Below are 26586 nucleotides of genomic sequence, written 5' to 3'. Positions count from 1 at the left end.
TAGTCAGGAATAAAAAATGCCAGTCGGCGAACCGACTGGCATTTTTTTCGCGGGTATCCGGGATTACTTGGCCAGGGATTCCGGCAGGTTTTCACGGATCTTGCCGAGCATCTCTTTCAGCACGCGGGGGTTGGCTACCACGATGTTGCCGGAGTTTTCGTAGTTGTGACCACCGATGAAGTCGGTGACGATGGCGCCGGCTTCTTTGGCCAGCAGCTCACCGGCGGCGGTGTCCCAGGGTTTCAGGCCGATTTCCCAGAAACCGTCGACGCGGCCAGCGGCCACATAGGCGAGATCCAGCGCGGCGGAGCCAGCACGACGGATGTCTGCACACTCGATGAACATGCTCTGGAACATCTTCAGGTAGGGTTCGATGTGGTGCTTCTGCTTGAACGGGAACCCGGTGGCCAGGATGGTGCCGGAGAGCTCTTTGGCCTTGCCGACACGGATGCGGTAGCCGTTCAGCTGGGCGCCGCTGCCGCGGGTGGCAGTGAACAGCTCGTCACGGATGGGATCGTAGACAACGGCTTGTTCGGTCTTGCCCTTGACGCGCAGAGCGATGGAAACGGCAAAGTGCGGAATGCCTTTGACCAGGTTGGTCGTGCCATCCAGTGGGTCGATGATCCATTGGTAGTCCGGATTGGTACCGGCAATCTCGCCAGACTCTTCAGCAACGATGCTGTGTTCCGGGTAAGATTTTTTGATGGTGTGAATGATGGCCGCTTCGGCGTCACGGTCAACGTTGGTCACGAAGTCATTGCTGCCTTTCTGGATAACCTCGATGTTCTCGGGTTGAGAAAAGGCTTTTACTACTACTTGACCGGCGTTGCGCGCAGCGCGCACGGCGATATTCAGCATCGGATGCATAGGTTCACCACTGGATGTTAAAGAACGGGGGATAAAAGGACGCGATATCTTACCAAGATATTCGGGAATAGCAACTGCTATGCCCTCATTCGGTCAGGGTGGTGACTGACAGATCTGACGGCTCCAATAAAGACCTGTAATCAACTAGTCTTATCGCGACAGCCGGATAACAGGCTGTGGTGAGCATAGGGATATGAGCCATGAATCTGTCATTAGTCAGTCAGAAACCGTCGTCGCGGACGACTCTGGGTGTGTTGGCCGCACTGCGTGCCGCCAGCGAAGAGAGCGATTATGTCACCGAGGTCCGGGTGGCGCAGCCCCAGCAGTGGCAACCGTCGAAGGACGAAGCGGCGATACTGCTGCTGGAAGAAGAGGGGGCTGCTTGGCCTGTTCCGCTCTGGCCAGCAGGAGGCAGTGCACTGGGATTGCCGGTGCTTCCCCTGTTGGTGCATCGACAGTATGAACATGCTCCACAGGGGCCGGATGTCCGGGATCCGCATTTTTATTTTGTCTCCAACGGTATTCTGCTGGATGAGGCCGAACTGGCGGATCCTGCCTGCAGCCTGGTGCTGCAAAGCAAGTTTGAATCCTATTTCCCGCTGCTTTCCCGTCTTATCTTGCTGCGCCAGCGCCAACCAGGGGTACTGAGCAGCTAATCATCTCACCCTCGATGCGGGCTGTTCAAGCGGCACAATATTTGTCATAACTGACCGACATTGTGCCGCTTTGCTATGGCCTGTGCAGCGGCTCACCGTGTGTTCGTCGACGGAGGTGACATGAAGGTTTATGAGCTGAGACGAGCCCCCAATGCCCGTCGGGTCAGAATGTTTCTGGCGGAGAAGGGGATCGAGATGGAATATCAGCAGGTCGATCTGGGGGCGGGGGAAAACCTGGCGCCCGCTTTTTTGACCAAGAACCCGGCCGGGCGCATTCCTGTGCTGGAACTCGATGACGGAACCTGTCTGAGTGAAACCCTGGCCATCTGTCGCTATTTTGAAGAGCTTCACCCCGAACCGAACCTGTTTGGCAGCACCGCGCTGGAGCGCGCCACCATAGAGATGTGGAGTCGCTTCATCGAGTTCAACCTCTGGCTGCCGACCGGTATGGCGTTTCGTCATATCACCGGTTTTTACAAAGACCGGGAGCGGGTCTTCCCCGAATGGGGGGAGGAGTGCAAGCAACAGGCTCAGATCTGGTTTGACAAGCTTGATGCCCGTCTTGCCGAGGTGCCCTATATTGCGGGGGAGCGCTTCACCATCGCCGACATTCTTGCCCTCTGTACCATTGATTTTGGCAAGGTGGTCGGCCTGCGTATCACCCCCGAACAGCCCCGTTTGCAGGACTGGCATGACCGGGTGAGTGCCCGGTCCAGCGCCCAGGCCTGATCCTTTCCCCTGAACGTTCAAGGAGTCGAAGATGATAGAGTTGTACACTGCCGCCACGCCCAACGGGTTCAAGGTGTCGATCGCCCTCGAAGAGCTGGGGCTGCCCTACAAGGTCATTCCCCTTGATTTCGTGACCATGGAGCAGAAGAAGCCCGAGTTCCTGGCCATCAACCCCAATGGCCGCATCCCGGCCATCGTCGATCGGGACAATGGTGACTTTGCGGTGTTCGAGTCCGGCGCCATCCTTATCTATCTGGCGGAAAAAACCGGCAAGTTGCTGCCGCAGGATCCCAAGCGTCGCTCCCGGGCCATCCAGTGGCTGATGTTCCAGATGGGGGGCGTCGGTCCCATGATGGGGCAGGCCAACGTCTTCTATCGCTATTTCCCCGAGAAGATCCCGGCCGCCATCGAGCGTTACCAGAAGGAAGGGCGACGCCTGTTCGAGGTGCTCGACGGTCATCTGGCACACCATGAGTATCTTGCGGACGAGTACAGCATCGCCGACATCGCTACCTGGCCCTGGGTGCGCATCCACGACTGGAGTGGTATCTCCATCGAGGGGTTGGTGCATTTGCAGGCCTGGATGGCACGCATGGAAGCCAGGCCCGCCTGCCAGAAGGGCATCACCATTCCACCGCGCAATGAGAGCCCCGAGGATCAGGTCAAGCGGGCGCAGCAGATGGTGACTCGCTGACACCATCATGATGGCCCTGACGGGCCATCTTTTTTATTCCCCTTTGACTCCCCGTTGTTTGACGATCTGCATCGCAGTCGTTTTTTGTCTTTCAAATAAGCCATTTATCAAAAATCAAAAGTCATTCTTCCTGATTAATTGTTATGTTATAACGCCATTTCTTTGGTTGATGAACATGAAGCTTGGATGGAAAGGATGACAAAAAAATGCACCGCAGCCGGGTGGTTCGCCCTGGCTCTGATGGCAGGAACGACTGCAGCCGACGGCAAACCGCTTGCCATGGTGGGGCCCTGGGAGATCCACAGTGTCGACCCCGCCAGCAACGGGGTCTTCTTTACTCGCATGCAGGTGGCGGAGACCCTGGTGGATGTCGATGGGAAAGGCAATCTGCAACCCGGGCTTGCCAGTGAGTGGTCGCGTAGCGATGACGGTCTGCAGTGGCGATTCACGTTGCGCCCCGGGGCCCGTTTTCACGATGGCAGCGAGGTGAGCGCCGAGCAGGCCGCTTTTGCCCTGCAACAGGCCTGGCGCAAGCCCGGCGTGATGACCAGCGCTCCCATTGCGTCCATCGAGGCTGGCGATGGCGTCTTGAAGGTCACCCTGAGCGAACCCTTCGCCTCCCTGCCCGCCGTGCTGGCCCACCCCAGCACCCAGATCCTGGCGAAGGCCGCCTACGATGCCAAGGGCGAGGTAACCCAGGTGATAGGCTCTGGCCCCTACCGCATCACCCGCCTGCAACAACCCCAGCGGATAGAGACTGTGCGTTTCGACGGCTGGCAGGGGGCCAGGCCCGCAATCGAGGTGGTCAGCTACCTGACGGTGGGGCGTGCAGAGAGCCGCACCCTGATGGCCGAGAGCGGTCAGGCCGACATCGTCTGGGGGCTGGATCCGGTCAGCATCCGCCGCTTGCAGCAGGCGTCACGGGTCTCCATCGCCTCGGTCACCCTGCCACGGACCATCCAGCTCAAGCTCAATGGCGCCGATCCCCGTCTGAGCGATCCGGTGGTGCGCCGTGCCCTGAGTCTCGCCATCGATCGTCGTGGTATGGCAGCCGCCTTGCTGCGGGATCCCGAGATGGCGGCAACCCAGCTCTTTCCCCCCACTCTGGGGGAGTGGCACCAGCTCGGGTTGACGCCGCTTGCCTATGACGTCAAGGCGGCCCGGGCGGCCTTCGCGGCTGCAGGCTGGCAGCTGGGAGAGGACGGTGTGCTGCGCAAGGGGGAAGAGCGCTTCGCCCTGACCTTGCGTACCTTCCCTGACCGTCCGGAGCTGCCGCTTCTCGCCACGGCACTGCAGGCGCAGTGGAAGGCGGTGGGGGTGGATCTCAAGGTGGCGGTGGGCAATTCGAGCGAGATACCGGCGGGCCATCAGGACGGCTCCCTCCAGCTTGGTCTCTACGCCCGCAATTATGCCCTGGTACCGGATCCCCTGGTCACTTTGCTGGGGGACTTGGCCCCTGCCGGTGCGGACTGGGGGGTGATGAACTGGCACTCCCCGGCCATGACGCAAACACTGACCCGTCTTGCCACGCAAGCCTTGTCGCCCACAGACGCCGCCGCGGCTCGCCGGGAGATAGCCACGACACTGCAACAGGAGTTGCCGCTCCTGCCCATCGCCTGGTACCGCCAGAGCGCGGCGGTCAGTCGGGGGCTGGAGGGGTTTGAACTCGATCCCCAGGAGCGCAGCTATGGCCTGGACAAGTTGACATGGAGCGCACGATGACAGCGACACCCTTGTCTCGCGTCATGGGGATACTGGGTCAGCGTCTGGTGCAGGCGCTGGTGGTTGCCCTGTTGGTGGCCGGACTCTGTTTTCTGATGGTGCAGTCCCTGCCCGGAGACATCGCCTTTCGCATCGCGGCGGGTCGTTATGGCTATGACTATGTCACCGCCGAGGCGGCCAACGCGGTGCGCAGCGAGCTGGGGCTGGCCGGCTCGGCCCTTGCCCGTTTTGGCGACTGGCTGTGGGCCTTGCTGCAAGGGGATCTCGGCAGCTCCCTGGTGACGGGCGCACCGGTCGCCACCGACGTGGGTCATCACCTGGGCGCCACCCTGACGCTCGCGAGCGCCTCCGTGGTGCTGGCGCTGGTGGTGGCGCTGCCGCTTGGCAGCCTGAGTGCGCTGCGCCCGGGGGGATGGTGTGATCGCCTGACCCTGGGCTGGAGCGTGCTGATGCGTGCGTTGCCCCCCTTCTTGCTCGGCCTGGTGCTCATGGTGATGCTCTCGGTGGAGCTGGGCTGGGTCAGTGCGGCAGGGCACGGGGAGGGGAGCAACCTGCTGCTGCCCGCCCTGACCCTGGGATTGGGGCTCTCCGGCGTGCTCTCCCGGGTGGTGCGTGAAAGCGTGCTCACCGTGGTGCAGTCCGGTTATTACCGATTTGCCCTCACCAAGGGGCTTTCGCCGGCCCGGGTTTTCTGGCGCCACGGTCTGCGCAACACCGGGGTCAGCATCATCGCCTACACCAGCGTGCAGCTGGTGCTGCTCATCGAGGGGGTCGTGGTGGTCGAGAGCCTGTTTGCCTGGCCCGGGATCGGCCATGCGCTGGTGCACGCCATCTTCTGGCGCGACATCCCCATGGTTCAGGGGACCGTGCTGGTGCTGGCGGTGCTCTTCGTGCTGCTCAATACCCTCACCGACCTGCTTTGTCTTGCCATTGACCCCCGTGGTCCCAAGGAGTCCTGATCATGTCGTTGTCTGTCAAAACGGGGCTGGGCCTGCTCCTGCTGGTGGTGCTGTTTGCCCTGCTGGGCCCCGTGCTCTGGCCCGATCCGGCGGCTCAGGATCTGGCACAGTTTCTGGCTGATCCCTCCTGGCAGGAGCCCCTCGGGCGGGATCAGATGGGGCGCAGCCTGATGGCGCGCCTCGCGGCGGCGACCCGGCTCTCCCTGCTGCTGGGACTGCTGTGCGTCATCACGGCGGCGCTGCTGGGGTCATTGCTGGGCTGGCTCTCGGCCTGGCGCGGCGGCTGGGTCGACGGTCTGCTGCGCAGCCTGGCCGACGGCGTGCTGGCCCTGCCAGGCCTGTTGCTGGTGCTGCTCTTCTCCGCCATGGCCCAGGGTGGCTTTGCCATCCTCTATCTCGGGTTGGCCATGGCCCAGTGGGTGGAGTATTACCGGGTGGTGCGTGCCCGCAGCCGGGGGCTGCTCGCCTCACCCCAGGTGGAGGCGTCCCGTCTGCTGGGATTCGGCCATGCCCATGTGGTGCGGCGCCATCTCTGGCCCGAGCTCGCCCCCCAGTTGCTCACCATGATGGCCTTCGGCCTAGCGGGTGCCATTCTAACCCTCTCTACCCTGGGCTTTGTCGGAGTGGGCATTCAGCCGCCCACGCCGGAGCTGGGCCTGATGATGACGGAGGCACTGCCCCACTATCAGGAGGCTCCCCGTCTGCTACTGGCCCCCATTCTTGTCATGGGGCTGATGTTGCTGGCCCTGGTGCTGCTTCATCAGACGCGCGGCCTTGACATGCCATCTTCACAAGGAGCCACCTCATGACGGCCATTCATATCAAGGGGTTGCAGGTCGATGATGGCCAGAAAACCCTGTTGCAGGCGCTGGATTTCACCATTCATCCCGGCACCGCCCTGACCCTGATCGGGGAGAGCGGCTCGGGCAAATCCCTGTTGGCTCATGCCCTGATGGGGACGTTGCCAGCCCCCCTGGCAGGCCGGGGCGAGATGGTGTCGGGTGGCCGCCATCACAACCTGGCCGACACGCCTCGCCTGCGTACTCTCTGGGGGCGCGAGCTGGCGATGCTGCCCCAGGAACCGGTGCTGGCGCTGGATCCCACCATGGGGTTGCTTGCCCAGGTGGAGGAAGGGTGGCTGCCAGGGGGCAAGGAGGCCCGATCGCGGGCCCGCGCCGCCCTCGAGCGGCTTGGACTGGCCGGGCGGGAGGGCGCCTTTGTACACCAGCTCTCGGGAGGCATGGCCCAGCGTGCGGCCTTTGCCGCCGCCACCCTGGGGGAGGCCCGTCTGCTGGTGGCCGACGAGCCCACCAAGGGGCTCGACAGCCGGGCCGCAGTCAGGCTGGGTGTCTTGTTGCTGGGCTACCTGGCCCGTGGACGCCATCTGCTGACCATCACCCATGATCTCTCCCTGGCTCGCGCATTGGGGGGCTGGGTGCTGGTGGTCAAGGGAGGAGAGATCGTGGAGCAGGGGCCCGCCGAGCGTGTGCTGCACACGCCATCCCATGCCTATACCCGGGCCCTGCTGGCGGCGGAGCCCTCCGCCTGGCCCGAGGCGGCCGTCCCTCCCACCGGTGACTGGCTCATCCGCGGGAAGGAGCTTGCCATGGGATATGGGGATCAGCCCCTGTTCACGGGGCTCGACCTTGCCCTGGCGCAAGGGGAGCGAATGGCCATCATGGCGCCGAGCGGCGCGGGCAAGAGCACCCTCGGCAACGTGCTGCTGGGGCTGCAACGCCCCCTGCAAGGGGAGGTACTGCGCCGGGAAGGGATAGCCCCCTGCCGCTGGCAGAAGCTCTATCAGGATCCGGTGCAGGCCTTTGCCAGCCGGGTACGCCTCGCCACCCAGTTCGATGATGTGCTGCGTCTGCACAGGCTGCCCCGCCATCGGCTTGTCGACTATCTGGCCCGGTTGGGGCTGGATGAACGGCTGCTGACGCGCCTGCCAAACCAGGTCTCGGGAGGGGAGCTGCAGCGGCTGTCGCTTATCCGGGCCCTGTTGCTGCGCCCCGTGCTGCTGTTCGCCGATGAGCCCACGTCCCGGCTCGATCCCCTGAGCCAGCAACAGACCATCGCCTGTCTGCTGGAGGAACTGGGGGAGATAGGCTGCGCCCTGCTGCTGGTGACCCATGACGAGGGGCTGGCCGGCAAGGTTGCTCCTCGTTGTCTGAGACTGGGGGAGGCGGGTACCCCCATGTTCGAAGGCGCGTCGGCCGAGGTGAGAAGAGTGGGGTAAAGAGGGGACAGGATGAACCCTTCCCCCATGATGAGATGACAGTGACGGGGCCTTGGGCCCCGTCGCATTAGAAAAACTTGGGTAAGCAGATTATAAAGTTTCGTTCGTTTTTTGTGATATGAATCACTAAGATTGTCGCAAGCCAGAGAGCGTCCTGCTGCTGGCGGGTGCGGGTCCTCCGCCTTGTTCCTCTTCAACGACCTTTGTCAGACACCTCCTGCAGATCCCTGCCCGGAGGGTGGCGGCTTTTTGATTTTTTTCGGACGACAGTATGTATCGGCACAGCTTCTATCCCCTGTTTTTCCTGACCATTCTGATGGTCGCCGTGGGTCAGATGACCCAGACCCTTTATGTGCCCTCCATTCCCATGATGGCGGGGGACTTCCATGTGGCCTCCGGCCAACTGCAGGCGGTGATGGCCTGCTACCTCATTCCCTACGGCCTCTCCCAGTTCGTTTATGGCCCCTTGTCGGATCGCATCGGTCGTCGCCCTGTGCTCATCATCGGCATGATGATCTTCCTGGTCGGCACCCTCACCATCCAGCTGATCCCGAGCTTCACCGCCTTGCTGGCGGGCAGCCTGATCCAGGGGCTGGGCACCGGGGCAGGGGGCGCCATGAGCCGGACCGTGATGCGCGACCGTTACAGTGGCGCCGAGCTCAACCGTGCCAACAGCCTGGTGAGCATGGGGGTCATCTTCTCCCCTCTGCTGGCACCTGTGCTGGGCGGCTGGCTCACCGAGCTGTTCAACTGGCGTGCCGGCTACTGGTTCCTGTTCGGTTTTGGTGCCCTGACCACCCTGGCGCTGCTGGCCTGGTTTGGGGAGACGCTGCCAGCATCCGCCCGCCAGCATTCGCTGCGGGTGGGCGCCGCCTATCGTCATGTGCTCGGCAACCCGCGCTTTCAGGGCAACCTGCTCTGTCTGATGGCCACCTTTGCCGGCCTCGCGGTGTTCGAGGCGGCGGCCGGGGTGTTGCTGGGGGACGTGCTCAAGCTGAGTGCCCGCACCGTCAGCGTGCTGTTCGTGCTGCCGCTGCCCGGTTATCTGTTCGGCGCCTGGCTCTCCGCCAGATTGAGTTTTCGCCTGAGCCAGGGCAAGCTGATGCGCCTTGGCATCGCCTTCCTGGCCCTGGGGTCGCTCATCATCCTGGTACCCGGGCTGCTCGGTATGGTGAGCGCTGCCTCCCTCGTGGGCGGGGCTGCGGTCTACTTCATTGGCAGCGGCATTCTCTATCCGACCGCCACCTCCTGTGCCATCGAGCCCTTCCCGGGCCAGGCTGGCACCGCGGGAGCCGTGCTCGGGGGCATGCAGAATCTGGGGGCTGGCGTGGTAACCCTGCTGGCCGCCAGCTTCCCGATGACGGGGCAGGTGACCCTGGGGGCCATCATGACGGTGATGGTGCTGATCGTGGCCTTGAGCTTTGTATGGCTGCGCCACCACGGCGCGCCCCACGAGCAGATGGCCGTCTGACACTGCCAAGAGCCCGCTCCGTTGGCGGGCTTTTTACTGCCTCCTGCCGCGTGGCGAGACGCCGCAGGGGAGTGGAAGGGGGTTGCCGCGCAGGCAAAGAAAAAGCCCGTCGTGATGACGGGCTTTTTTGGGTAGGTACCCCGGAGATGCCGTTGCCGGTTTGGGCCCTTGAACCGTCGGTTCAAGGCGGAGATCTAATCTGGCCGCAGGCTTCTCGGTCGGGCCGAGCATGCTCAATAGCCAGAAGGCAGACCCCCTGTTTGGTATGAATATCGGCTCGGGGACTTGAACCGGCTGACAAACACTCCAGGGAATTTCAAAACTCGGTGCGATTAGGGCTGTTGCGCCTCTTCGCTGGATTCACCGTATTGTCCGTGCTCGATCAAGGCGGCTTCGATGGTGCGTTGCAGCATCTTGATCCGCTTGTCCATGGTCTCAGAGTATTGGTGGTTTTTCTCTTTTTCAAGGCAGAGCTCATGACAGAAATTGAGCGCTGCCATGACGGCCAGCTGTTCGTTGCTGGAGACCTTGGAACGTTGACGAAGCTCGATGAGCTTGTCGGTCAGCTGGTCGGCGGCCTGGCGCAGGGCATCTTGTTGTCCCAGGGGACAGGACACCTTGTAGGGACGTCCCAGAATGACGATTTCTACGGCCTCTATGCTCATGCCTTCCTCAATACGGCGGGGCTGATTTCCGCCTTTATCCACGTGGACAACTGGGCGGGACTATATAGCGCAGATGCAGAAGTTTCAAGGCCTTGCTGGCTCTGGCAGGGGGAGAATGCTAGGATCTCGGCCATAAATTCTGCATATTTGCCTGAACTTTGAGCGGATCCTAGATGAGCAAAACAAACCCCCTGAAATACGCCGCCGTGGCGGACCTGATGGCACAGCACGACCTCATGGCGACGGCCGTCGAGGCCCATGGCGTGATCTGCGGCCTGGTGTGCGGTGGCGTGGCCCTGGACGACAAAAGCTGGCAGCCCCATTTCAATGATCTGATCAACGACGGTTTCGGCCTGCCGGCACCGGTGCGCCAGGTGATGACCGACCTCTATCACGAGGTGATCGAGAGCCTGATGGCACAAAAGGGCGTCGAGCTGCTGCTGCCAAGCGACGAGGCGCCGCTCGATGAGCGCATCGACTCGCTGGTGGACTGGTCCCAGGCCTTCCTGGCCGGCTTTGGCGTGGTCCAACAGGAGCTCTCCAAGGCATCCGAAGAGCTGCAGGAGATGATTCAGGACATCGCCAGCATCACCCAGGTCTCTGCCGAGTTCGATCAGGAAGATGAAGAGAACGAAGCCTCCTTCCTGGTGCTCTACGAACACGTGCGCCTCGGGGTCATGATGGCGTTCGAGGAGTTTGGCAAGCGCCCGGTCGCACCGAGCACGCCGCCGACCCTGCACTGATCTGCCCTCCCACCGGGTCAATGAAAGAGCGCATCACGGCGCTCTTTCTGTTTTACAAGGGGCGAGAGCAGGGGAGGCACTCTGCTAACCCATGGTGCCAAAGCGGTTTTTTGCCCGTGGCTTCGCATCCCGTCCGCCACCTTTGTGGTAGGATTGGCCCACGTTTTTTCGCCTATGCCCTCTTCTCATGTCTCAATCTGATCTGGTTCACGTCGACGTGGCTATCGTCGGCGGTGGTATGAGCGGTGCCGTGCTGGCCCTCTCCCTTGCCGCCCTGAAAGGACAGGATGGTGCCCCCCTGCAGATCCTGCTGCTGGAGGCGAGTGCGCCCGAGCTCAATGCTCATCCCGGTTTCGATGCCCGTGCCATCGCGCTTTCCGCCGGTACCTGCGAGGCGCTGGCCCGTCACGGCCTCTGGCCGCACCTGGCGCCCCACTGCTCCCCCATCACCCATATCCATGTGTCGGATCGGGGCCACTGCGGCCAGACCCGGCTGTCGGCGGCAGAGTATGGCCTGCCCGCCCTCGGTCAGGTGATCGAGCTGTCGGCGGCGGGCATCGTGCTGCAAGAGGCGATCGCCGCCAGCCCGCAGATCCGTATGTTGTGCCCGGCCAGGCTTGAGGCCATCGACCCCGATGAGGCGGGAGTGACGCTCGCCCTGGAGGGTGGCGCGCGCTACCGCACCCGGCTGCTGGTGGCGGCCGACGGGGGCCACTCCTTCGTGCGCCAGCATTTCAAGATGCCGGTCAGTCGCCACGATTATGGCCAGAGCGCCATCATCGCCACCGTCAAGACCGCCGAGGATCCCGCTGGGCGGGCCTTCGAGCGCTTCACCGATGGAGGGCCGCTGGCCCTGCTGCCCATGCAGGACGGCCTCTCTTCTCTGGTGTGGAGCGTGCCGCGGGACGAGGCACAGGGGTTGCTTGCACTGGATGACGCCGCCTTTCTCGCCCGTCTGCAGCAGGCTTTTGGCTGGCGCCTCGGGCGCATCGAGCGTACAGGCGTGCGCCACCTCTATCCGCTGGTGCTGACGGTGGCCGACTACCCGCTGGCCCAGCGCACCGTGCTGGTGGGCAACGCCGCCCACCTGCTGCACCCCATCGCCGGTCAGGGGTTCAACCTCGGCATGCGGGATCTGGACGTGCTGACCCGGACCCTGGCCCGTGCGCTCGCGGCGGGGGAAGACATCGGCGGCTTTGAGGTGTTAAGCGGCTACTGGCAGCAGCGGCGTGACGATCAGGCCCAGACCGTCTGGCTCACGTCCTCCCTGGCCCAGCTCTTCTCAAACCATCACGCTCCCCTGGTGGTGGGCCGCAATCTGGCGCTCTCCCTGATGGGCAGAGTGCCCTGGCTCAAGGCACCGCTCGCCTCCCGCACCCTGGGATTCGTGGGCGAGGTGTGCGACCAATAAGCGCTGTCGCCCCGGCGGCAAAGACGATTTCGAGCAAGAGGCACGCCTGTGGGCGTCGCCTCGCAGATCCTGGCGACCCGCCCGGAAAGGACACAAGAGAATGCAGATGCAAGATGTGGATGTGGTGATCGTGGGGGGGGGCATGGTGGGCCTGGGGCTCGCTGCCGCCCTCAAGAACCGGGCGATCAAGGTGGCCATCGTGGAAGGCCGGCTGCCCGATGCAACGCTCGGTGAGACGCCGGACAACAGGGTCAGTGCCCTGAGCCTCGCGAGTCAGCACATCCTGCAAGGGGTCGGCGCCTGGGACGGCATGGTGGCGCGCCGCCTGCAGCCCTACGAGAAGATGCAGGTGTGGGAGCAGGACAGTTTCGGCCACATCGATTTCGATGCTGCCAGCCTGCGTCAGGGGGCCCTTGGCCACATCGTCGAGAACCGGGTGATCCAGCTTGCGCTGCTGGACGCCATCGCGGGGGCCAGCAATATCCAGATGCTGACCCCGGCCCGGGCCACCAGCCTGCAGTGCGGGCCAGCGGGCGCCCTGCTGCTGCTGGAAGATGGCCAGGCCCTCTCGGCCAAGCTGGTGGTGGCCGCCGATGGTGCCCACTCCTGGGTGCGCCGTCAGGCCGATATCCCGCTCACCAGCTGGGATTACGGTCATCACGCCCTGGTGGCGACGGTGCGTTGTGCCGAGCCCCATGAGGCGGTGGCGCGCCAGATCTTCACCCCCCAGGGGCCGCTCGCCTTCCTGCCCCTGTGGCAGCCCGACCTCTGCTCTATCGTGTGGTCTGTGCCCGCGGCCCGCGCCGAGGCGCTCTGCGCCCTGGATGACGACGGCTTCAACCGCCAGCTCACCGCCGCCTTTGATGGGCGCCTCGGGCTGTGCAAGGTGGAGGGGGCTCGCAGCGCCATTCCGCTGACCGCCCGCTACGCCCGCGACTTTGCCCGCGAGCGCCTGGTGCTGGTGGGGGATGCGGCCCACACCATCCACCCGCTGGCGGGGCAGGGGGTTAATCTGGGCTTGCTGGATGCCGCCGCTCTGGCGGAGCAGATCCTCATTCATCACGGCAAGGGCGCGGACATCGGCCTGCTCGCCAACCTGCGGGGCTACGAGCGCTGGCGCAAGAGCGAGGCGGCGCGCATGCTGGCGGCCATGGAGGGGCTCAAGCGACTGTTTGCGGGCAGCAACCCCCTCAAGAAGCTGGTGCGCGGGGTGGGGCTTCGCGCCGTCGACGGTCTTGGTACCCTCAAGCAGGGCATGATCCGGGCCGCCATGGGGCTGGATGGGGAGCTGCCCACCCTGGCCAAAGGTGAAAAAATCTAATATTACCCCGGGGTTTTAACAAAAAAACTAATCTGACAGGGCGAGATGCCCCTTCGGGGTGTCAGCCTTTAATGTTGGCGAGAAGCGAAACGTTTTTCTGGAAATTGTGACGGGACGGTAAAAATCAACATTAAATCCCGCAATAACGCGGTTTTGGCTGTTTTTATCACTGTTTTTGCCTTAGTGTCTGGTGTCAGTGAGTCGGGTGAGGATTAGTTTTTTTTGAGCGGTGCCCCGGCACGCTTGTCATATAATCCGCTCCGTTCAAGGAATCACTCCTGCCCGCCCGGGCGGGAACGAGCACAGAGCTTGTGGTCCGTAGTTCCCGACGAGCCGGGGCGGATTGCGAGTGTTGTCGCGAACGCTTAAGGAAACACAGCGATGATCCAGACTACTGTATTGCATCCGAAACACCTGGAAGCGGGTGCCAAGATGGTGGACTTCCACGGTTGGGAGATGCCCATCAACTACGGTTCCCAGTTGGAAGAGCACCATGTGGTGCGCACCGATGCAGGCATGTTCGATGTCTCCCACATGACCATCGTCGATTTGACCGGCGAGCGGGTCAAAGCCTTCCTGCAACACCTGCTGGCCAACGACGTGGCCAAACTCACCGTCCCCGGCAAGGCCCTCTACAGCGGCATGCTCAATCCGGAAGGCGGCGTCATCGATGACCTCATCACCTACTTCCTGACCGATACCTTCTACCGCCTGGTGGTGAACTCCGCCACCCGCGAGAAGGATCTGGCCTGGATCCGCCATCACGCCATCGACTTTGCCGTGAGCGTGACCGAGCGCCCCGAGCTTGCCATGATCGCGGTGCAGGGCCCCCACGCCAAGGCCAAGGCGGCCAAGGTGTTCACCCCCGATCAGAATGCGGCGGTCGAAGGGATGAAGCCCTTCTTCGGTGTGCAGGCCGGGGATCTCTTCATCGCCACCACCGGCTACACCGGCGAAGATGGCTACGAGATCGTGGTCCCCCAAGAGAAGGCGTGCGATCTGTGGCAGGCCCTGCTGGATAACGGCGTGGCCCCTTGCGGCCTGGGTGCCCGTGATACCCTGCGCCTGGAAGCGGGCATGAACCTTTACGGTCAGGACATGGACGAGTCAATCTCTCCGCTTGCCGCCAACATGGCCTGGACCCTGGCCTGGGAGCCTACCTCCCGCCAATTCATCGGCCGCGCCGCCCTGGAAGCCCAGAAGGCCGCCGGCAACCAGCCCAAGCTGGTGGGTCTGGTGATGGAAGAAAAAGGCGTGCTGCGTGCTGGCATGCCGGTCACTTTCACCAGCGAGAGCGGCGAGACACGGGAAGGGGTGATCACCTCCGGCTCCTTCTCGCCCACCCTGGGTTACAGCATTGCCCTGGCGCGGGTGCCCCGTGATATCGGCGAACAGGCCCAGGTGGAGATCCGCAAGAAGCAGGTCACCGTGAAAGTCACCAAGCCGGCCTTCGTGCGCAACGGCCAGCCGCTGGTGTAATCATTGATTGCGGCGAGAGTTGACCTTCGCCGCCCCATTTTTGTTGAAGCGATCCAAGAGCATAAAGGAAGCACAAATGAGCCATATCCCGAGCGAACTGAAATATGCCACCTCCCACGAGTGGGTCCGTGTTGAAGCCAACGGCGAAGCCGTGGTCGGCATCACCGAGCACGCCCAGGATCTGCTGGGGGACATGGTGTTCGTCGATCTGCCGGAAGTGGGCAAGCAGGTGAGCGCCGGTGAAGATTGCGCCGTGGCGGAGTCCGTCAAGGCCGCCTCCGACATCTACAGCCCGGTGAGCGGCGAGATCCTGGCCGTCAACGAGGAGCTGGAAGGCAGCCCCGAGCTGGTCAACTCCGACCCCTACGGCGCCGGCTGGCTGTTCCGCATCAAGCTGGACGACGCGGGCGAGCTCGCCAACCTGCTGGATGCCGAAGGCTACCAGAACGTGGTGGACGAAGAGTAATGCCCCCGGGCCCTGCCAACACAGCAGGGCCCTCTTGTATGACTGCCATCCAGCGGCCATGGCGGTTGCAGGAAGGGCGCAGTCTTTGCGCCTTCGGGATGCCCTTGCCGCATTCCCCGTCTGCCCGCGGCGGACACAGAACATGAGTGGAGCCGGTATCGACCGGCTACAGGAACATCAGGTCTTGGTTGTCAGGATGTCATGCCAGGACCTATTACCAGGAAATAGGGAAATGACCCAGTCACTGTTTGAACTCGAGCAAAAAACCGATTTCATCCGCCGTCACATCGGCCCGGGTGAGGAAGAAGTGCGGGCCCTGCTCGCCACCGTGGGGGCCGAGAGCCTGGACGATCTGATTGAGCAGACGGTCCCCGCCGCCATCCGTCGTCCGGGGCCGCTTGGTATCGGCGCCCCCATGACCGAAGTGGAGGCCCTGGCCAAGCTCAAGGGCTATGCGGCCAAGAACCAGATCGCCAAGAGCTACATCGGCATGGGCTACCACGACACCCACGTGCCCCACGTCATCCTGCGCAACGTGCTGGAAAACCCGGGCTGGTACACCGCCTACACCCCCTATCAGCCCGAGCTGGCCCAGGGCCGTCTCGAAGCCCTGCTCAACTTCCAGCAGCTCACCCTGGATCTCACCGGCATGGATCTGGCGAGCGCCTCCCTGCTCGATGAAGCCACCGCCGCCGCCGAAGCGATGGCGCTGGCCAAGCGCATGGCCAAATCCAAATCCAACCTCTTCTTCGTGGCCGACGACGTTCACCCCCAGGTGATCGACGTGGTCAAGGAGCGCGCGGTCCACTTCGGTTTCGATGTGGTGGTCGGCCCTGCGGGCGAGGCCGTGAGCGAAGAGGTATTCGGTGCCATGTTCCAGTACCCGGGCACCACCGGCAATGTGACCGATCTGCGTTCCCTCATTGCCGCCGTCCAGGCCCAGAAGGGGCTGGCCTGCGTCGGGACCGACATGCTCTCCCTGCTGCTGCTCAAATCCCCAGGTGAACTGGGTGCCGACGTGGTGTTCGGCAGTGCCCAGCGCTTCGGTGTGCCCATGGGTTACGGTGGCCCCCACGCCGCCTTCTTCGCCACCCGCGACGCCTACAAGCGCTCCATGCCGGGTCGCATCATCGGCGTCTCCAAGGATGCCCGTGGCAAGAGCGCCCTGCGCATGGCCATGCAGACCCGCGAGCAGCATATCCGCCGCGAGAAGGCCAACTCCAACATCTGTACCGCCCAGGTGTTGCTGGCCAACATGGCGAGCTTCTACGCCGTTTACCACGGGCCGGTGGGGCTGAAAACCATCGCCTCCCGCGTGCACCGTCTGACCACCATCCTGGCGCTCGGCCTTACCGCCAAGGGCGTGGCCCTCAAGCACGGAAGCTGGTTCGATACCCTCACAGTACTGACGTCGGACAAGGCGGCACTCATTGCCAAGGCCGAAGGGCTCGGCATCAACCTGCGTGCGGATCTCGATGGTGCGGTCGGTGTGTCCCTCTCTGAAACCACCACCCGAGGCGATGTGGCCGAGCTGTTCGACCTGTTCCTTGGGGCGGGTCACGGCCTCGATGTGGAGGCCCTCGACCATGCCGCCCAGACTCATCACGCCATTCCGCAAGATCTGCTGCGCACCGACGCCGTGCTGACCCACGAGGTATTCAACAAGTACCACTCCGAGACCGAGATGCTGCGCTACATCCACCGTCTCGAAGCGAAAGATCTGGCCCTGAACTACGCCATGATTTCTCTCGGTTCCTGCACCATGAAGCTCAACGCCACCGCCGAGATGATCCCGGTGACCTGGCCCGAGTTTGGCAAGCTGCACCCCTTCGCGCCGCTCAAGCAGACTCAAGGCTACCAGCTGCTGCTGGCAGATCTGGAAGACTGGCTGGTGAAGGTGACTGGCTACGATGCGGTCTGCATGCAGCCCAACTCCGGCGCTCAGGGCGAATACGCGGGCCTCTTGGCCATCAAGAAGTACCACGAGTCCCGCGGCGAGGGGCATCGCGATGTCTGTCTCATCCCGGCCTCTGCCCACGGCACCAACCCGGCTTCCGCCCAGATGGCGGGCCTGAAGGTCATCGTCACCGCCTGTGACAAGGCAGGCAACGTGGATCTGGACGACCTGCGCGCCAAGGCCGCCGAGGTCGGAGACCAGCTCTCCTGCCTGATGGTGACCTACCCCTCCACCCACGGGGTATACGAGGAGACCATCAAGGAGGTGTGCGATATCGTTCACCAGTATGGTGGTCAGGTGTACCTCGACGGCGCCAACATGAACGCGCAGGTCGGGCTGACGGCGCCAGGCTTTATCGGCGCGGACGTCTCTCACCTCAACCTGCACAAGACCTTCGCCATTCCTCATGGCGGTGGCGGTCCGGGCATGGGCCCCATCGGCGTGAAGAAACACCTGGCACCGTTTGTGGCCGGTCACGCCGTGGTCAAGACCGACAAGGAGAGCCGTGACAACGGCGCCGTGTCTGCCGCCCCGTTCGGCTCGGCCAGCATCCTGCCCATCAGCTGGATGTACATCGCCATGCTGGGTGACGAGGGGCTCAAGAAATCCACCCAGGTCGCCATCCTCAACGCCAACTACCTGGCCAAGAAGCTCGGCGAGTCCTTCCCCGTGCTCTATACAGGTCGCAACGGCCGGGTGGCCCACGAGTGCATCCTGGACATCCGCCCGCTCAAAGAAGCCAGTGGCATCAGCGAGATGGACGTGGCCAAGCGCCTGATGGACTACGGCTTCCACGCGCCGACCATGAGCTTCCCGGTAGCGGGCACCCTGATGGTCGAGCCGACCGAATCCGAATCCAAGCGCGAGCTGGATCGCTTCGTGGAAGCCATGACCGCCATCCGCGCAGAGATTGCCCGGGTACAGGACGGTCACTGGAGCCTCGCCGACAACCCCCTGGTCCATGCGCCGCACACCCAGGACGACGTGATGGATGCAGAGTGGAACCGTGGCTACAGCCGCGCCGAGGCGGTCTTCCCATCCGACGCGGTGCGCGCCAGCAAGTTGTGGCCGTCGGTCAACCGCATCGACGATGTCTATGGTGATCGCAACCTGTTCTGCTCTTGCGTACCCACCGAGGATTACGCCAAGTAATCGCGGCGCAGTAAGACTGACAGCCAATATGCACAAGGCCACCCCCAGGGGTGGCCTTTTTCTCAATACAAAGAACTCATTTCTTAAGTTGTTGCTTTAAATCAACAGGTTATTGATTTAGCTACCGGTTAATCGAGATTTATTGCCCCCATCTTTCGTAAGATACGCTTGGTACCGCCAGCGGCAGTTTGAAGCTCTCTTCTCTGGTTATTACTGTCATCCATCTAGCAGCACTCAGCGAGCAGTCATGATCAAACGCACTTACAAAGATATTGATGAAAAACAAATATTTGATGCTGATAAGCAGCACTTTCTGACTCAGCTAGGTTGGTTAGATGGTCTCACTTGGGAAACATTATTACGCTCAAAGCGTATCCTGCTAATTTCCGAGGCGGGGTCAGGCAAGTCCCATGAATGTCGCGAGCAAGCCCGTCGTTTGGCTGCAAATGGTGAAGCCGCATTCTTTGTTGAGTTGGCCAGTCTGGCATCCACACATTTGCGGGATCTGCTTGGTTATGAGGAGGAGACGCGTTTTGATCTATGGCTGGCTTCTGAGTCTGAGATAGCCACATTTTTTCTGGACTCTTATGACGAACTCCAGTTGACCAAGGGATCATTCAAACAAGCGTTGGATCGTTTCGTTAAAGGTATTCAAAGTAACTTGAACAGGGTACGAGTGGTGGTGACGACCCGCCCGATCCCTTTTGATGGGCAACTCGTTCGCAGCAAACTGCCGGTACCACCACAGATTAAGCTCCAGTCGACTGAAGAAAAGGAAAGAGAATTTGCCAGCATGGCGTTGGGCGAGCATATGCCCATCTCCTCTGGCCAATCGAATGAAGAGTCCATTCCTGAGTGGCGCACCGTTGCTCTGATGCCGCTGTCTAATCCTCAGATCGCTGAGTTTGCCGAATTACAGGGTGTCAAAAATACAGCCGAATTACTCAGTGACATTGAGAGGCAAAACGCCTTTGAGTTTGCCAGACGTCCTCAAGATCTCATTGAGCTATGCGCTGATTGGCGTGCGGGATTTCAGCTTCGAACCCATCGCCAGCAAGTTGAAGCCAGTATTCGTATCAAACTCAAACCTCGGGATAGGGAAGATAGAGGTGAGCTTACCGAACTCTCAATAGATAAGGCAATCGAGGGGGCGAGCAGGCTGGCTCTGGCCATGTGGCTGACCCGTCGCCTGACGATCAGACACAGTGCTAAAGCTGATAATGTTCAGCAGGGTGAGGCTGCCCTTGACCCGGCGATAATCTTGTCAGATTGGACACAAGATGAACGGAAAACGTTGTTGGAGCGCCCTTTGTTTGGGTTCGCATCTTATGGCCGGGTGCGTTTTCACCATCGTTCAGTGTCAGAATTTCTTGCCGCAAAAAGATTGCAGGAGATGAGGAATAATGGGATGTCGCTTCGGGCGCTCAAGCGGCTGCTCTTTATTGAAACGAAGGGTAATACCATTGTACTTCCTTCCAAGCGTGCGCTTGCAGGTTGGCTGGCATCATTGAATGACGATATTTTTCAAGCAATTCGTGACTATGAGCCGACGCTGCTGCTGGATGAAGGCGACCCTGCATCATTGACTCTTGCTCAGCGTAAACAAGCTCTTGGTGCATATGTTCAGCGTTATGGAAGAGGAGGGAGGCGTGGTTTACACACTCCATCTATCCAAATTAAACGCTTTGCGACTCCTGAGTTGACTGATGAGATTAATCTGCAGTGGCAGCAAGGTATTGAGAATCATGAGGTGCGATGTGTTTTGCTGCAGCTCATTGAGCGAGGAGTGATTTTTGGCTCTTCTGATCTTGTATATTCAGTTGCCACGGATTCAATGCTTGTTGAGGTGGAGCGTATTTATGCAATTCATGCACTGCAAGCGCTGAACGACCCAAGATTGGGTGAAATAGCTGCACTTATGGTTTCTCAACATCCTGACTGGCCTGACGAAATAGTGCGTGAAGCAATTCTTGCACTGTTTCCAAGCTATCTTTCTGTAGCGCAGCTCTGTCAGTCATTAGGCTGGCTGCAATGGAAAAAGCGGTCAGTTAGCAACCTAAGTTGGCGACTGCCATCGCTAATCAAAAATGCACCACTTGTCATGTCGCAACTGGAGGAGCTGCGGGAAAAATTAGTAACCCTCATCTCGGATGGGTTGCAATGGCGGCAAGAGCAATGGCCACATTTGGTGTCTCCTCGCCAGTATCTGAGCAGTACATTAGCTGCTGTTTGCATTTGCGGGCTCGATCACCAGTGTTCCGAACAATGGATTCATGCTTGCGTACTTGCATTGCGTCTGCGTCAACATGAATACGATGATGACAAAATTCATAAGGGATTGTCACAGCGAATAAATGAACTTGATAGCAAAAATAGAAAGCAGGTTTTTTGGGCAATTGATGCTTTGGTGCAATCCCTATGTCCGATCGATGATATATGGAAACGGGTGGTTGAAATTATCCCTTATGATTCGCTTATTAACTTCACGGTACAGCTGGATCGGGCTTGGGTAGTCAGTGACCTTCAAGATAAAGATAAGCCATTTTTTGAGCGTCAGATGCTTATGCATGTTGCTCTTTATCTATTGCGTATCTCGCCAATAGACTTACGTCCCTTGGTGATAGATTGTCCGGACTTGATTCTATATCTCGATGAGATAATGAAGCCCTCTACCTTTGATATAAAGCATGAAAGAGCCCGGCGTGAAGAAGCCATTCGAGATAAAAGAAGAGAGCGAAAAGCAGCAAAGAACCGTGCCAGTTGGGTGATGCTACATCGTGAAATATCAGAATGTCCTGACAAGAATTTTTCGGATGAACGTTGTAAAAATTTGGCTTGGGATTTATTCAGAGTGATGATAAGTGGCTCGGATGGTAGTAATTTATCCGGTTGGAATCGCTCTTTTCTCGAATCTCATTTTGGAGAAACAGTTACAGACTGGCTGCGTACGATTTTTATGGAGTGCTGGCGAAAGCATCTCCCAACTCTCATTTGTGAGAGACCAGAAGATCAACGAAGTACATATTTCGACTTATGGCGATTCGGTTTGGCTGGGCTCTATGCTGAAGCTGAGGGGCCCAATTGGGTAAGCCAGCTGACCTATGAAGAGGCAATGCGTGCCGCTCGCTATTCATTACTTGAGCTGAATGAATTACCAAGTTGGATTTATGACTTGGTTAAGCAACATCCATCTGCTATCAGTGAGGTTTTTGGTAAAGAGCTTGATTGGGTACTCTCTACCTCTGCCAATGAAATTCATCATTCAATGTTGTTGCAACGCCTCCATAATGCCCCTGATCCAGTGACCATACTTTTTATCCCTCGTATGATTGCATGGTTGAGTGAAATTAAGCCCATAGTCGCTGATGAATCTCAATTATCATCATTGATATCTCGCTATTCCAGAGTGATTGAGTTGATTTTAAAGTATGGCGATATTGATCAGAAAGCTCAGCTATGTTCTATGGCTCAGGAATATATAAGCAAAAAACTGCTGGAGCCAGCTATGCTACTCTGGCTATCAACCTTGATTCGTTTAAACCCTGGGCTGGGTGTTGATGTACTTGAAGAAAAATTACGAGAGATTGAACCTGAGCCATTAAGCAAGGCCGTGGAATGGTTTACAAAATTGTTTAATGAACGCCATGGTGGCATTAATATAAGAAATAATGATTTCACACCTGAATTATTGCTCAGGCTTTCCCGTCTGGCGTACCAGCATATAAGACGTCAGGATGATGCTGAACATGAAGGCTGTTATACACCCGATATGCGTGATAATGCCGAATATGCACGCAATGCAATTCTGACTGCATTGTTGGAGTCACAAGGAGAAGAAGGATGGCAAGTTAAACATGATATGGCCATTGACCCCCTATTTTCTCATTTTAAAGATCGGATTCTGGCATTAGCTCAGGAAGCATGGGCCAAAGAAATTGATTCGGTACTCTTGGATGAACAGCAATGTCGTGAACTCGAACATAAAGGTGAACTTCCACTGACTACTAATGCGGCTATGTTCACCTTGCTGCATGATCGCTTGGCTGATCTCGATGAGTTATTAAATAGCGATGAGTCGCCACGTGAACTGTGGGCTGAAATACATCAAGAAAAGTTAATGCGGCGTGCAATCGCACAAGAATTACAGCATGCTGCCAATGGGCTTTATAAGGTTGTTCAAGAAGCAGTAACTGCAGATGAAAAAGAGACCGATATTCGTCTTTGCTCACTTGCATCCAAATATGAAGCTGTAATCGAGTTAAAAATTGAGGATGGTAACAGGTGGTCAGCCAACGTCTTACGAGAAACTATTGGGGAGCAGTTGGCAATTAAATACCTTTCTCTGGAGACCCGCTGCTCAGGTGCCTTAGTTATAACTATATCCAAGAACCGGTATTGGCAGCATCCTGATAGCGGGGAAAGAATCGGCTTAGAAGAGCTCAAGGAACTGTTGGATGATGAAGCCAGACGTGTAGAGCGGGAAATGGGAGGTGCAGTTTCATTGACCATACATGTGCTAGACCTTAGACCGAGGCTGCTGACAGAAAAGCAGTCTCGGTCTGGGGTGATGAAGAGAGGGGTTAATCCTGCGTAAAGTTGCCAGTCTTTCGAACAGGATTTATCTCAGGCTGCAGTGAGAAATAGTTTCCAACCAGTACCTTTGGTAGGGTCTTTTCAGCACAATCTCCCACGGTATTAGCTTTTGATCAATTAGCGAGATGTTGAGGGTTATGGTCGCCTCAACCCCGGCGCGCCGCCTCGATGGTGGCAATGTCAATCTTGTCCATCTGCATCATGGCCTCGAAGGCGCGTCTCGCTGCCTCGGGGTCGGGATCGCTTATCGCCTCGATGAGGACCTGAGGGGTGATCTGCCAGGAGATGCCCCACTTGTCCTGACACCAGCCGCACTCGCTCGCCTGACCGCCATGGTCGATGATGGCGTGCCAGTAGCGATCCGTCTCGGCCTGGTCCTGGGTGGCCACCTGAAACGAGAACGCCCAGTTGTGGCGGACCCCGGGCCCGCCGTTGAGGCCGAGGCAGGGGATCCCCATCACCCTGAACTCGACCGTCAGCACATCCCCTTCCTTGCCGGCGGGATAGTCGGCCGGGGCCCGGTGTACGGCACCGACGGCGGAGTCGGGGAAGAGGCTGGCGTAAAACCGTGCCGCCTCCTCAGCATCCCCGTCATACCAGAGGCAAATCCTGTTCTTGACTGGTCTCATTGTGTCGCAGCTCCATCCTGGTAATTGTCCTTCGACGCCCGTGAGCGGGCGCCCCGATGGGTATCCTGTCGCCCGCAGCGCCTGCTGTTTTGCTGGGTGGCAAGCCAGCCTGTACGCCGTTTGCCACCCGCTTGGGGCTTGCATGATGGGGTCAAGTGTAGTGGCATGGGGATCCTGGTCACCAGGCCGGGAGCCGGCATGAAGGCCGCAGCAAGAGAGGAGTCTGCCATGGACAGTACCCAGCGATTCTCGACCCGGGTCGAGGCCTATGTGAAATATCGGCCCGGTTATCCCGCCGCCATGCTGGATTTTCTGGCAAGGGAGCTGGCCATGGGGCCAGAGGCCCAGGTGGCGGACATCGGCGCGGGCACCGGCATCCTGACCTCCCTGCTGGCCCCCCGGGTCGCGCGGGTCTGGGCGGTGGAGCCCAATGACGATATGCGGGCTGCCGCCAAACGGCTGCTCGCTCAGGTGGGGAACATCGGCTGGCTGCACGGCAGTGCGGAAGCCACGGGCCTGCCCACGGGGGCGATGGATCTGGTGACGGTCGCCCAGGCGTTTCACTGGTTCGATCGCGCGGCTTTTCGGCAGGAGTGCCAGCGGCTGCTCAAGCCCGGTGGCCAGGTCGCCCTCATCTGGAATGACAGGCTGACGAACACCCCGTTTCTCAAGGCCTATGAAGAGGGGCTGCACGCCTACTCGGGGGATTACGAGGAGGTCAATCATCGCAACCTCGGTGAGGCGGATTTTCGCGCCTTCTTCACCGGGGAGTACCGGCTCGATCGCTTCGAGAACAGCCAGCTATTCGATCTTGACGGGGTGCTTGGACGGCTCAACTCCTCCTCCTATGCGCCTGTGGCGGGCACGCCGGCCCACGATCAGATGACGGCGCTCGTTCGCCGCGAGTTTGCTCGCCACGCCGTTGACGGCAAGATAGCCTTCAACTATTGCACTCTGGTCTACAGTGGCCGGGTGTAGCCCCGTTCAGCGCTGACATCCGCAGTGAAAAGGCCCCCGCCAGTGATGGCGAGGGCCTTGTTTCATTTTGGCGGTCTGTATCCGGGCGATGCGAAAGAGACCGTCGCGCGGCGAAGGGGCGGTATCAGCCCTGATCGATGCTGAGAATGGCCATGGCCTTGGCCAGGGTATCGACCGATTCCTGATGCTTGCCCGCGTTGTGCTGGGTCTCTCCGTCCGCCCTCAACTGCTTCACCTCGGCCAGTTGCTCGGCACTGAGGGCGGGGCCTGCGGCCAGGGCGTCGTCTATCTTCTTCATGTCCATGGGGCAGTGGAAGGCGAGGGCGCTGCCGCAAAAGAGCAGGGCGGCCAACAACAGTATGAGTCTCATCTTTCGGATCTCCATGTGGGGTTCCCGTCAAGCATAGCCCCGCAGGGGGAGGGCATTCGGGTTGAAGGGGGCGGGAGGCAGGGGCTACCATGACCCTTTTATTGCGAGGAGGCTCCATGGCACTGACAAGGTTGCTGTCCCCCCTGACCAGTCTGGTGATCTTCATTCTGGGTCACGGTCTGTTCAATACCCTGCTGACGGTGCGTCTCTCCGCCGAGCAGGTGTCCGCCCAGGCCATCGGTCTGGTGTCGGCTGCCTATTTCGGCGGCCTGGTGCTGGGGACCTTCATCAATGCCCGCCTCATCATCCGGGTGGGGCATATCCGGGCCTATGCGGCTTATGCCTCCCTGCTCTGTTTTCTGTTTCTGCTGCACGGCATGGTGGTGGAGCCTGTCACCTGGGCGGCGCTGCGGCTGATCGGGGGGTTTGCCACCGGCGGCCTGTTCGTGGTGCTGGAGTCCTGGATGCTGGTCTCAAGCACCCCGGCGAACCGGGGGCGGTTGATGTCCCTCTACATGATCCTGCTGTACGGTTCACTTGCCCTGGGCCAGCTGCTGCTCAAGCAGGTGGACCCCATGGTGCTGACGCCGTTCGCCCTGTGCGCCATGGCGGCGACTCTCTCCGTGGTGCCTCTGGCTCTCTCCCGAGTGGCGACGCCGGCCATGGTGGCACCCCAGCCGGTGGGAGTGCTGGAGCTGGTGCGCCTCACTCCGGCGGGAATGGGTAGCAGCTTTACCTCGGGCCTCATCCTCGGGGCCATCTATGGGCTGTTGCCGCTCTATTTCACCGACAGCGGCGCCTCCCTCTCCCAGGTGGCGGACATGATGGCGCTGGTGATCCTGGGGGGGATGTGTCTGCAATATCCCATCGGGCGTGCATCTGATCGTTACGACAGACGGTTGGTGATCCTGCTGCTCTGCGCCCTGCTGACCCTGATCGCGTTGCTGATGGTGCTGCTGCCGGAGCCCTGGCGCGAGCCAGTCGAGGGGACTCTTGTCTTCCTGCTGGGGGGCATGGCGTTCTCCATCTATCCCTTGAGCCTCAGCCATGCTTGCGATGAACTGCGCCCGGATCAGGTGCTGGGGGCAAACCAGGGGCTGCTGCTTGCCTACAGCCTGGGAGCCATGACGGGTCCGCTGCTGGCCCCCTTTACCATGGCGACGTTCGGACCACAGGGGCTGTTCGTCTACTTTGCCCTATGCGGTCTGCTGCTGTCGGCCTATCTCGGCTGGCGCAGGCGTAAGCGAGCCCCCATTCCGCTGACGGAGCATCAGGTCTTCATGCCGGTGCCCCCCAACACCCCCATGACGGCGGAGCTGGAGCCAAGAACGGATCTGGAAGGGGAGGCAGTGCCGGCGAGCTATGCCGCGCCTGATGCAGAAGAGAGAGCGGTGAGTGAAGAGGGGCAGGAGAGGGACGCGCCGCAAGGGCGTTGAAGGCTGCCGACCCAACGACAGGGATAAAAAAACCGACTCCAGGGAGTCGGTT

At 60.2% G+C, this 26586-nt stretch carries 21 protein-coding genes and 1 other RNA gene; 17 read left to right on the top strand and 5 right to left on the bottom strand.

From position 1 onward, the window contains the following. Window positions 1–63: 63 nt before the first annotated feature. Window positions 64–867, bottom strand: coding sequence for an inositol-1-monophosphatase (suhB, locus tag BGO64_RS18375; protein ID WP_286701146.1), 804 nt, complete (start codon window positions 865–867; stop codon window positions 64–66). 200 nt (window positions 868–1067) lie between these two features. Here suhB and BGO64_RS18370 point away from each other — a divergent pair, with 200 nt between their 5' ends. The 8 genes from BGO64_RS18370 to emrD all read left to right on the top strand — a co-directional run bounded on the left by BGO64_RS18370 (window position 1068) and on the right by emrD (window position 9334). Next, window positions 1068–1523 (top strand): hypothetical protein, encoded by a 456-nt coding sequence (locus BGO64_RS18370; RefSeq protein WP_286701145.1) that lies wholly within the window; start codon window positions 1068–1070, stop codon window positions 1521–1523. A 120-nt stretch (window positions 1524–1643) separates the two neighbouring features. Continuing rightward, window positions 1644–2252: a glutathione S-transferase family protein gene (locus BGO64_RS18365; RefSeq protein WP_041213036.1), complete on the top strand. Its 609-nt coding sequence runs from the start codon at window positions 1644–1646 to the stop codon at window positions 2250–2252. Window positions 2253–2283: 31 nt separating this feature from the next. Next, the gene (locus BGO64_RS18360) at window positions 2284–2946 is read left to right on the top strand and encodes a glutathione S-transferase family protein (RefSeq protein ID WP_286701144.1); all 663 of its coding nucleotides are present in this window, start codon (window positions 2284–2286) and stop codon (window positions 2944–2946) included. Between the two features lie 195 nt (window positions 2947–3141). Further along, window positions 3142–4668 (top strand): ABC transporter substrate-binding protein, encoded by a 1527-nt coding sequence (locus BGO64_RS18355; RefSeq protein WP_286701143.1) that lies wholly within the window; start codon window positions 3142–3144, stop codon window positions 4666–4668. Continuing rightward, complete coding sequence (locus BGO64_RS18350; RefSeq protein ID WP_039038749.1) at window positions 4665–5627, top strand: ABC transporter permease; 963 nt, start codon at window positions 4665–4667, stop codon at window positions 5625–5627. Before BGO64_RS18355 ends, BGO64_RS18350 begins: the two co-directional genes overlap by 4 nt. Before the next feature lie 2 nt (window positions 5628–5629). Next, window positions 5630–6436 (top strand): ABC transporter permease, encoded by an 807-nt coding sequence (locus BGO64_RS18345; protein WP_010675089.1) that lies wholly within the window; start codon window positions 5630–5632, stop codon window positions 6434–6436. Further along, window positions 6433–7863 carry an ABC transporter ATP-binding protein gene (locus BGO64_RS18340; RefSeq protein WP_286701142.1) on the top strand — a complete coding sequence of 477 codons (1431 nt, stop codon included), beginning with the start codon at window positions 6433–6435 and terminating at the stop codon, window positions 7861–7863. The genes BGO64_RS18345 and BGO64_RS18340 overlap by 4 nt, the downstream gene beginning before the upstream one ends. Window positions 7864–8134: 271 nt before the next feature. After that, the gene (gene emrD / locus BGO64_RS18335) at window positions 8135–9334 is read left to right on the top strand and encodes a multidrug efflux MFS transporter EmrD (RefSeq protein WP_039038746.1); all 1200 of its coding nucleotides are present in this window, start codon (window positions 8135–8137) and stop codon (window positions 9332–9334) included. Between the two features lie 133 nt (window positions 9335–9467). Here emrD and ssrS read toward each other — a convergent pair. Both ssrS and zapA read right to left on the bottom strand, forming a co-directional pair. Continuing rightward, a non-coding RNA gene (gene ssrS / locus BGO64_RS18330) (6S RNA) lies at window positions 9468–9650 on the bottom strand. Between the two features lie 16 nt (window positions 9651–9666). Further along, window positions 9667–9999, bottom strand: a complete 333-nt coding sequence (zapA, locus tag BGO64_RS18325; RefSeq protein ID WP_010675086.1) for a cell division protein ZapA — start codon at window positions 9997–9999, stop codon at window positions 9667–9669. 173 nt (window positions 10000–10172) lie between these two features. On the opposite strand from zapA, the gene BGO64_RS18320 reads away from it, so the two are divergent. The 7 genes from BGO64_RS18320 (at window position 10173) to hyoA (ending at window position 23122) form a co-directional block, all read left to right on the top strand. Continuing rightward, window positions 10173–10742, top strand: coding sequence for a UPF0149 family protein (locus BGO64_RS18320; RefSeq protein WP_103242980.1), 570 nt, complete (start codon window positions 10173–10175; stop codon window positions 10740–10742). A gap of 187 nt (window positions 10743–10929) precedes the next feature. After that, window positions 10930–12153 (top strand): 2-octaprenyl-6-methoxyphenyl hydroxylase, encoded by a 1224-nt coding sequence (ubiH, locus tag BGO64_RS18315; protein ID WP_286701141.1) that lies wholly within the window; start codon window positions 10930–10932, stop codon window positions 12151–12153. A gap of 100 nt (window positions 12154–12253) precedes the next feature. Continuing rightward, window positions 12254–13474, top strand: coding sequence for an FAD-dependent 2-octaprenylphenol hydroxylase (locus BGO64_RS18310; protein ID WP_286701140.1), 1221 nt, complete (start codon window positions 12254–12256; stop codon window positions 13472–13474). A gap of 381 nt (window positions 13475–13855) precedes the next feature. Continuing rightward, window positions 13856–14953 (top strand): glycine cleavage system aminomethyltransferase GcvT, encoded by a 1098-nt coding sequence (gene gcvT / locus BGO64_RS18305; RefSeq protein ID WP_286701139.1) that lies wholly within the window; start codon window positions 13856–13858, stop codon window positions 14951–14953. A 76-nt stretch (window positions 14954–15029) separates the two neighbouring features. Next, entirely contained in the window at window positions 15030–15419 is a 390-nt protein-coding gene (gcvH, locus tag BGO64_RS18300) for a glycine cleavage system protein GcvH (protein WP_010675081.1), read from the top strand. 232 nt (window positions 15420–15651) lie between these two features. Further along, on the top strand, window positions 15652–18528 hold the full coding sequence (gene gcvP / locus BGO64_RS18295; protein WP_286701138.1) for an aminomethyl-transferring glycine dehydrogenase: 2877 nt from the start codon (window positions 15652–15654) through the stop codon (window positions 18526–18528). A 247-nt stretch (window positions 18529–18775) separates the two neighbouring features. Beyond that, window positions 18776–23122: an NACHT domain-containing antiphage protein HyoA gene (hyoA, locus tag BGO64_RS18290; RefSeq protein WP_286701137.1), complete on the top strand. Its 4347-nt coding sequence runs from the start codon at window positions 18776–18778 to the stop codon at window positions 23120–23122. Window positions 23123–23267: 145 nt separating this feature from the next. On the opposite strand, the gene BGO64_RS18285 is transcribed toward hyoA, so the two are convergent. Then, entirely contained in the window at window positions 23268–23750 is a 483-nt protein-coding gene (locus tag BGO64_RS18285) for a VOC family protein (RefSeq protein ID WP_286701136.1), read from the bottom strand. 228 nt (window positions 23751–23978) lie between these two features. Between BGO64_RS18285 and BGO64_RS18280 the strand changes: the two genes are divergently transcribed. Next, window positions 23979–24728, top strand: a complete 750-nt coding sequence (locus BGO64_RS18280) for a class I SAM-dependent methyltransferase (RefSeq protein WP_286701135.1) — start codon at window positions 23979–23981, stop codon at window positions 24726–24728. Window positions 24729–24852: 124 nt separating this feature from the next. Here the strand turns inward: BGO64_RS18280 and BGO64_RS18275 are convergent, their stop codons facing one another. Beyond that, window positions 24853–25098, bottom strand: a complete 246-nt coding sequence (locus BGO64_RS18275) for a PA2433 domain-containing protein (RefSeq protein WP_286701134.1) — start codon at window positions 25096–25098, stop codon at window positions 24853–24855. A gap of 116 nt (window positions 25099–25214) precedes the next feature. Between BGO64_RS18275 and BGO64_RS18270 the strand changes: the two genes are divergently transcribed. Next, the gene (locus BGO64_RS18270; RefSeq protein ID WP_286701133.1) at window positions 25215–26534 is read left to right on the top strand and encodes an MFS transporter; all 1320 of its coding nucleotides are present in this window, start codon (window positions 25215–25217) and stop codon (window positions 26532–26534) included. Window positions 26535–26586: the final 52 nt, after the last annotated feature.

Origin of the sequence: Aeromonas sp. 62-46 (assembly GCF_001898585.1) — a bacterium.
Lineage (GTDB): Bacteria > Pseudomonadota > Gammaproteobacteria > Enterobacterales > Aeromonadaceae > Aeromonas > Aeromonas caviae.
The sequence above is the reverse complement of the archived record's forward strand: the minus strand, read 5'-3'. Positions and strand labels throughout refer to the sequence as shown.

Excerpts from the sequence above, each read along its gene's own strand:
- suhB (WP_286701146.1), bottom strand. The coding sequence starts at position 867 with ATGCATCCGATGCTGAATATCGCCGTGCGCGCTGCGCGCAACGCCGGT.
- BGO64_RS18370 (WP_286701145.1), top strand. The coding sequence starts at position 1,068 with ATGAATCTGTCATTAGTCAGTCAGAAACCGTCGTCGCGGACGACTCTG.
- BGO64_RS18365 (WP_041213036.1), top strand. The coding sequence starts at position 1,644 with ATGAAGGTTTATGAGCTGAGACGAGCCCCCAATGCCCGTCGGGTCAGA.
- BGO64_RS18360 (WP_286701144.1), top strand. The coding sequence starts at position 2,284 with ATGATAGAGTTGTACACTGCCGCCACGCCCAACGGGTTCAAGGTGTCG.
- BGO64_RS18355 (WP_286701143.1), top strand. The coding sequence starts at position 3,142 with ATGACAAAAAAATGCACCGCAGCCGGGTGGTTCGCCCTGGCTCTGATG.
- BGO64_RS18350 (WP_039038749.1), top strand. The coding sequence starts at position 4,665 with ATGACAGCGACACCCTTGTCTCGCGTCATGGGGATACTGGGTCAGCGT.
- BGO64_RS18345 (WP_010675089.1), top strand. The coding sequence starts at position 5,630 with ATGTCGTTGTCTGTCAAAACGGGGCTGGGCCTGCTCCTGCTGGTGGTG.
- BGO64_RS18340 (WP_286701142.1), top strand. The coding sequence starts at position 6,433 with ATGACGGCCATTCATATCAAGGGGTTGCAGGTCGATGATGGCCAGAAA.
- emrD (WP_039038746.1), top strand. The coding sequence starts at position 8,135 with ATGTATCGGCACAGCTTCTATCCCCTGTTTTTCCTGACCATTCTGATG.
- zapA (WP_010675086.1), bottom strand. The coding sequence starts at position 9,999 with ATGAGCATAGAGGCCGTAGAAATCGTCATTCTGGGACGTCCCTACAAG.
- BGO64_RS18320 (WP_103242980.1), top strand. The coding sequence starts at position 10,173 with ATGAGCAAAACAAACCCCCTGAAATACGCCGCCGTGGCGGACCTGATG.
- ubiH (WP_286701141.1), top strand. The coding sequence starts at position 10,930 with ATGTCTCAATCTGATCTGGTTCACGTCGACGTGGCTATCGTCGGCGGT.
- BGO64_RS18310 (WP_286701140.1), top strand. The coding sequence starts at position 12,254 with ATGCAGATGCAAGATGTGGATGTGGTGATCGTGGGGGGGGGCATGGTG.
- gcvT (WP_286701139.1), top strand. The coding sequence starts at position 13,856 with ATGATCCAGACTACTGTATTGCATCCGAAACACCTGGAAGCGGGTGCC.
- gcvH (WP_010675081.1), top strand. The coding sequence starts at position 15,030 with ATGAGCCATATCCCGAGCGAACTGAAATATGCCACCTCCCACGAGTGG.
- gcvP (WP_286701138.1), top strand. The coding sequence starts at position 15,652 with ATGACCCAGTCACTGTTTGAACTCGAGCAAAAAACCGATTTCATCCGC.
- hyoA (WP_286701137.1), top strand. The coding sequence starts at position 18,776 with ATGATCAAACGCACTTACAAAGATATTGATGAAAAACAAATATTTGAT.
- BGO64_RS18285 (WP_286701136.1), bottom strand. The coding sequence starts at position 23,750 with ATGAGACCAGTCAAGAACAGGATTTGCCTCTGGTATGACGGGGATGCT.
- BGO64_RS18280 (WP_286701135.1), top strand. The coding sequence starts at position 23,979 with ATGGACAGTACCCAGCGATTCTCGACCCGGGTCGAGGCCTATGTGAAA.
- BGO64_RS18275 (WP_286701134.1), bottom strand. The coding sequence starts at position 25,098 with ATGAGACTCATACTGTTGTTGGCCGCCCTGCTCTTTTGCGGCAGCGCC.
- BGO64_RS18270 (WP_286701133.1), top strand. The coding sequence starts at position 25,215 with ATGGCACTGACAAGGTTGCTGTCCCCCCTGACCAGTCTGGTGATCTTC.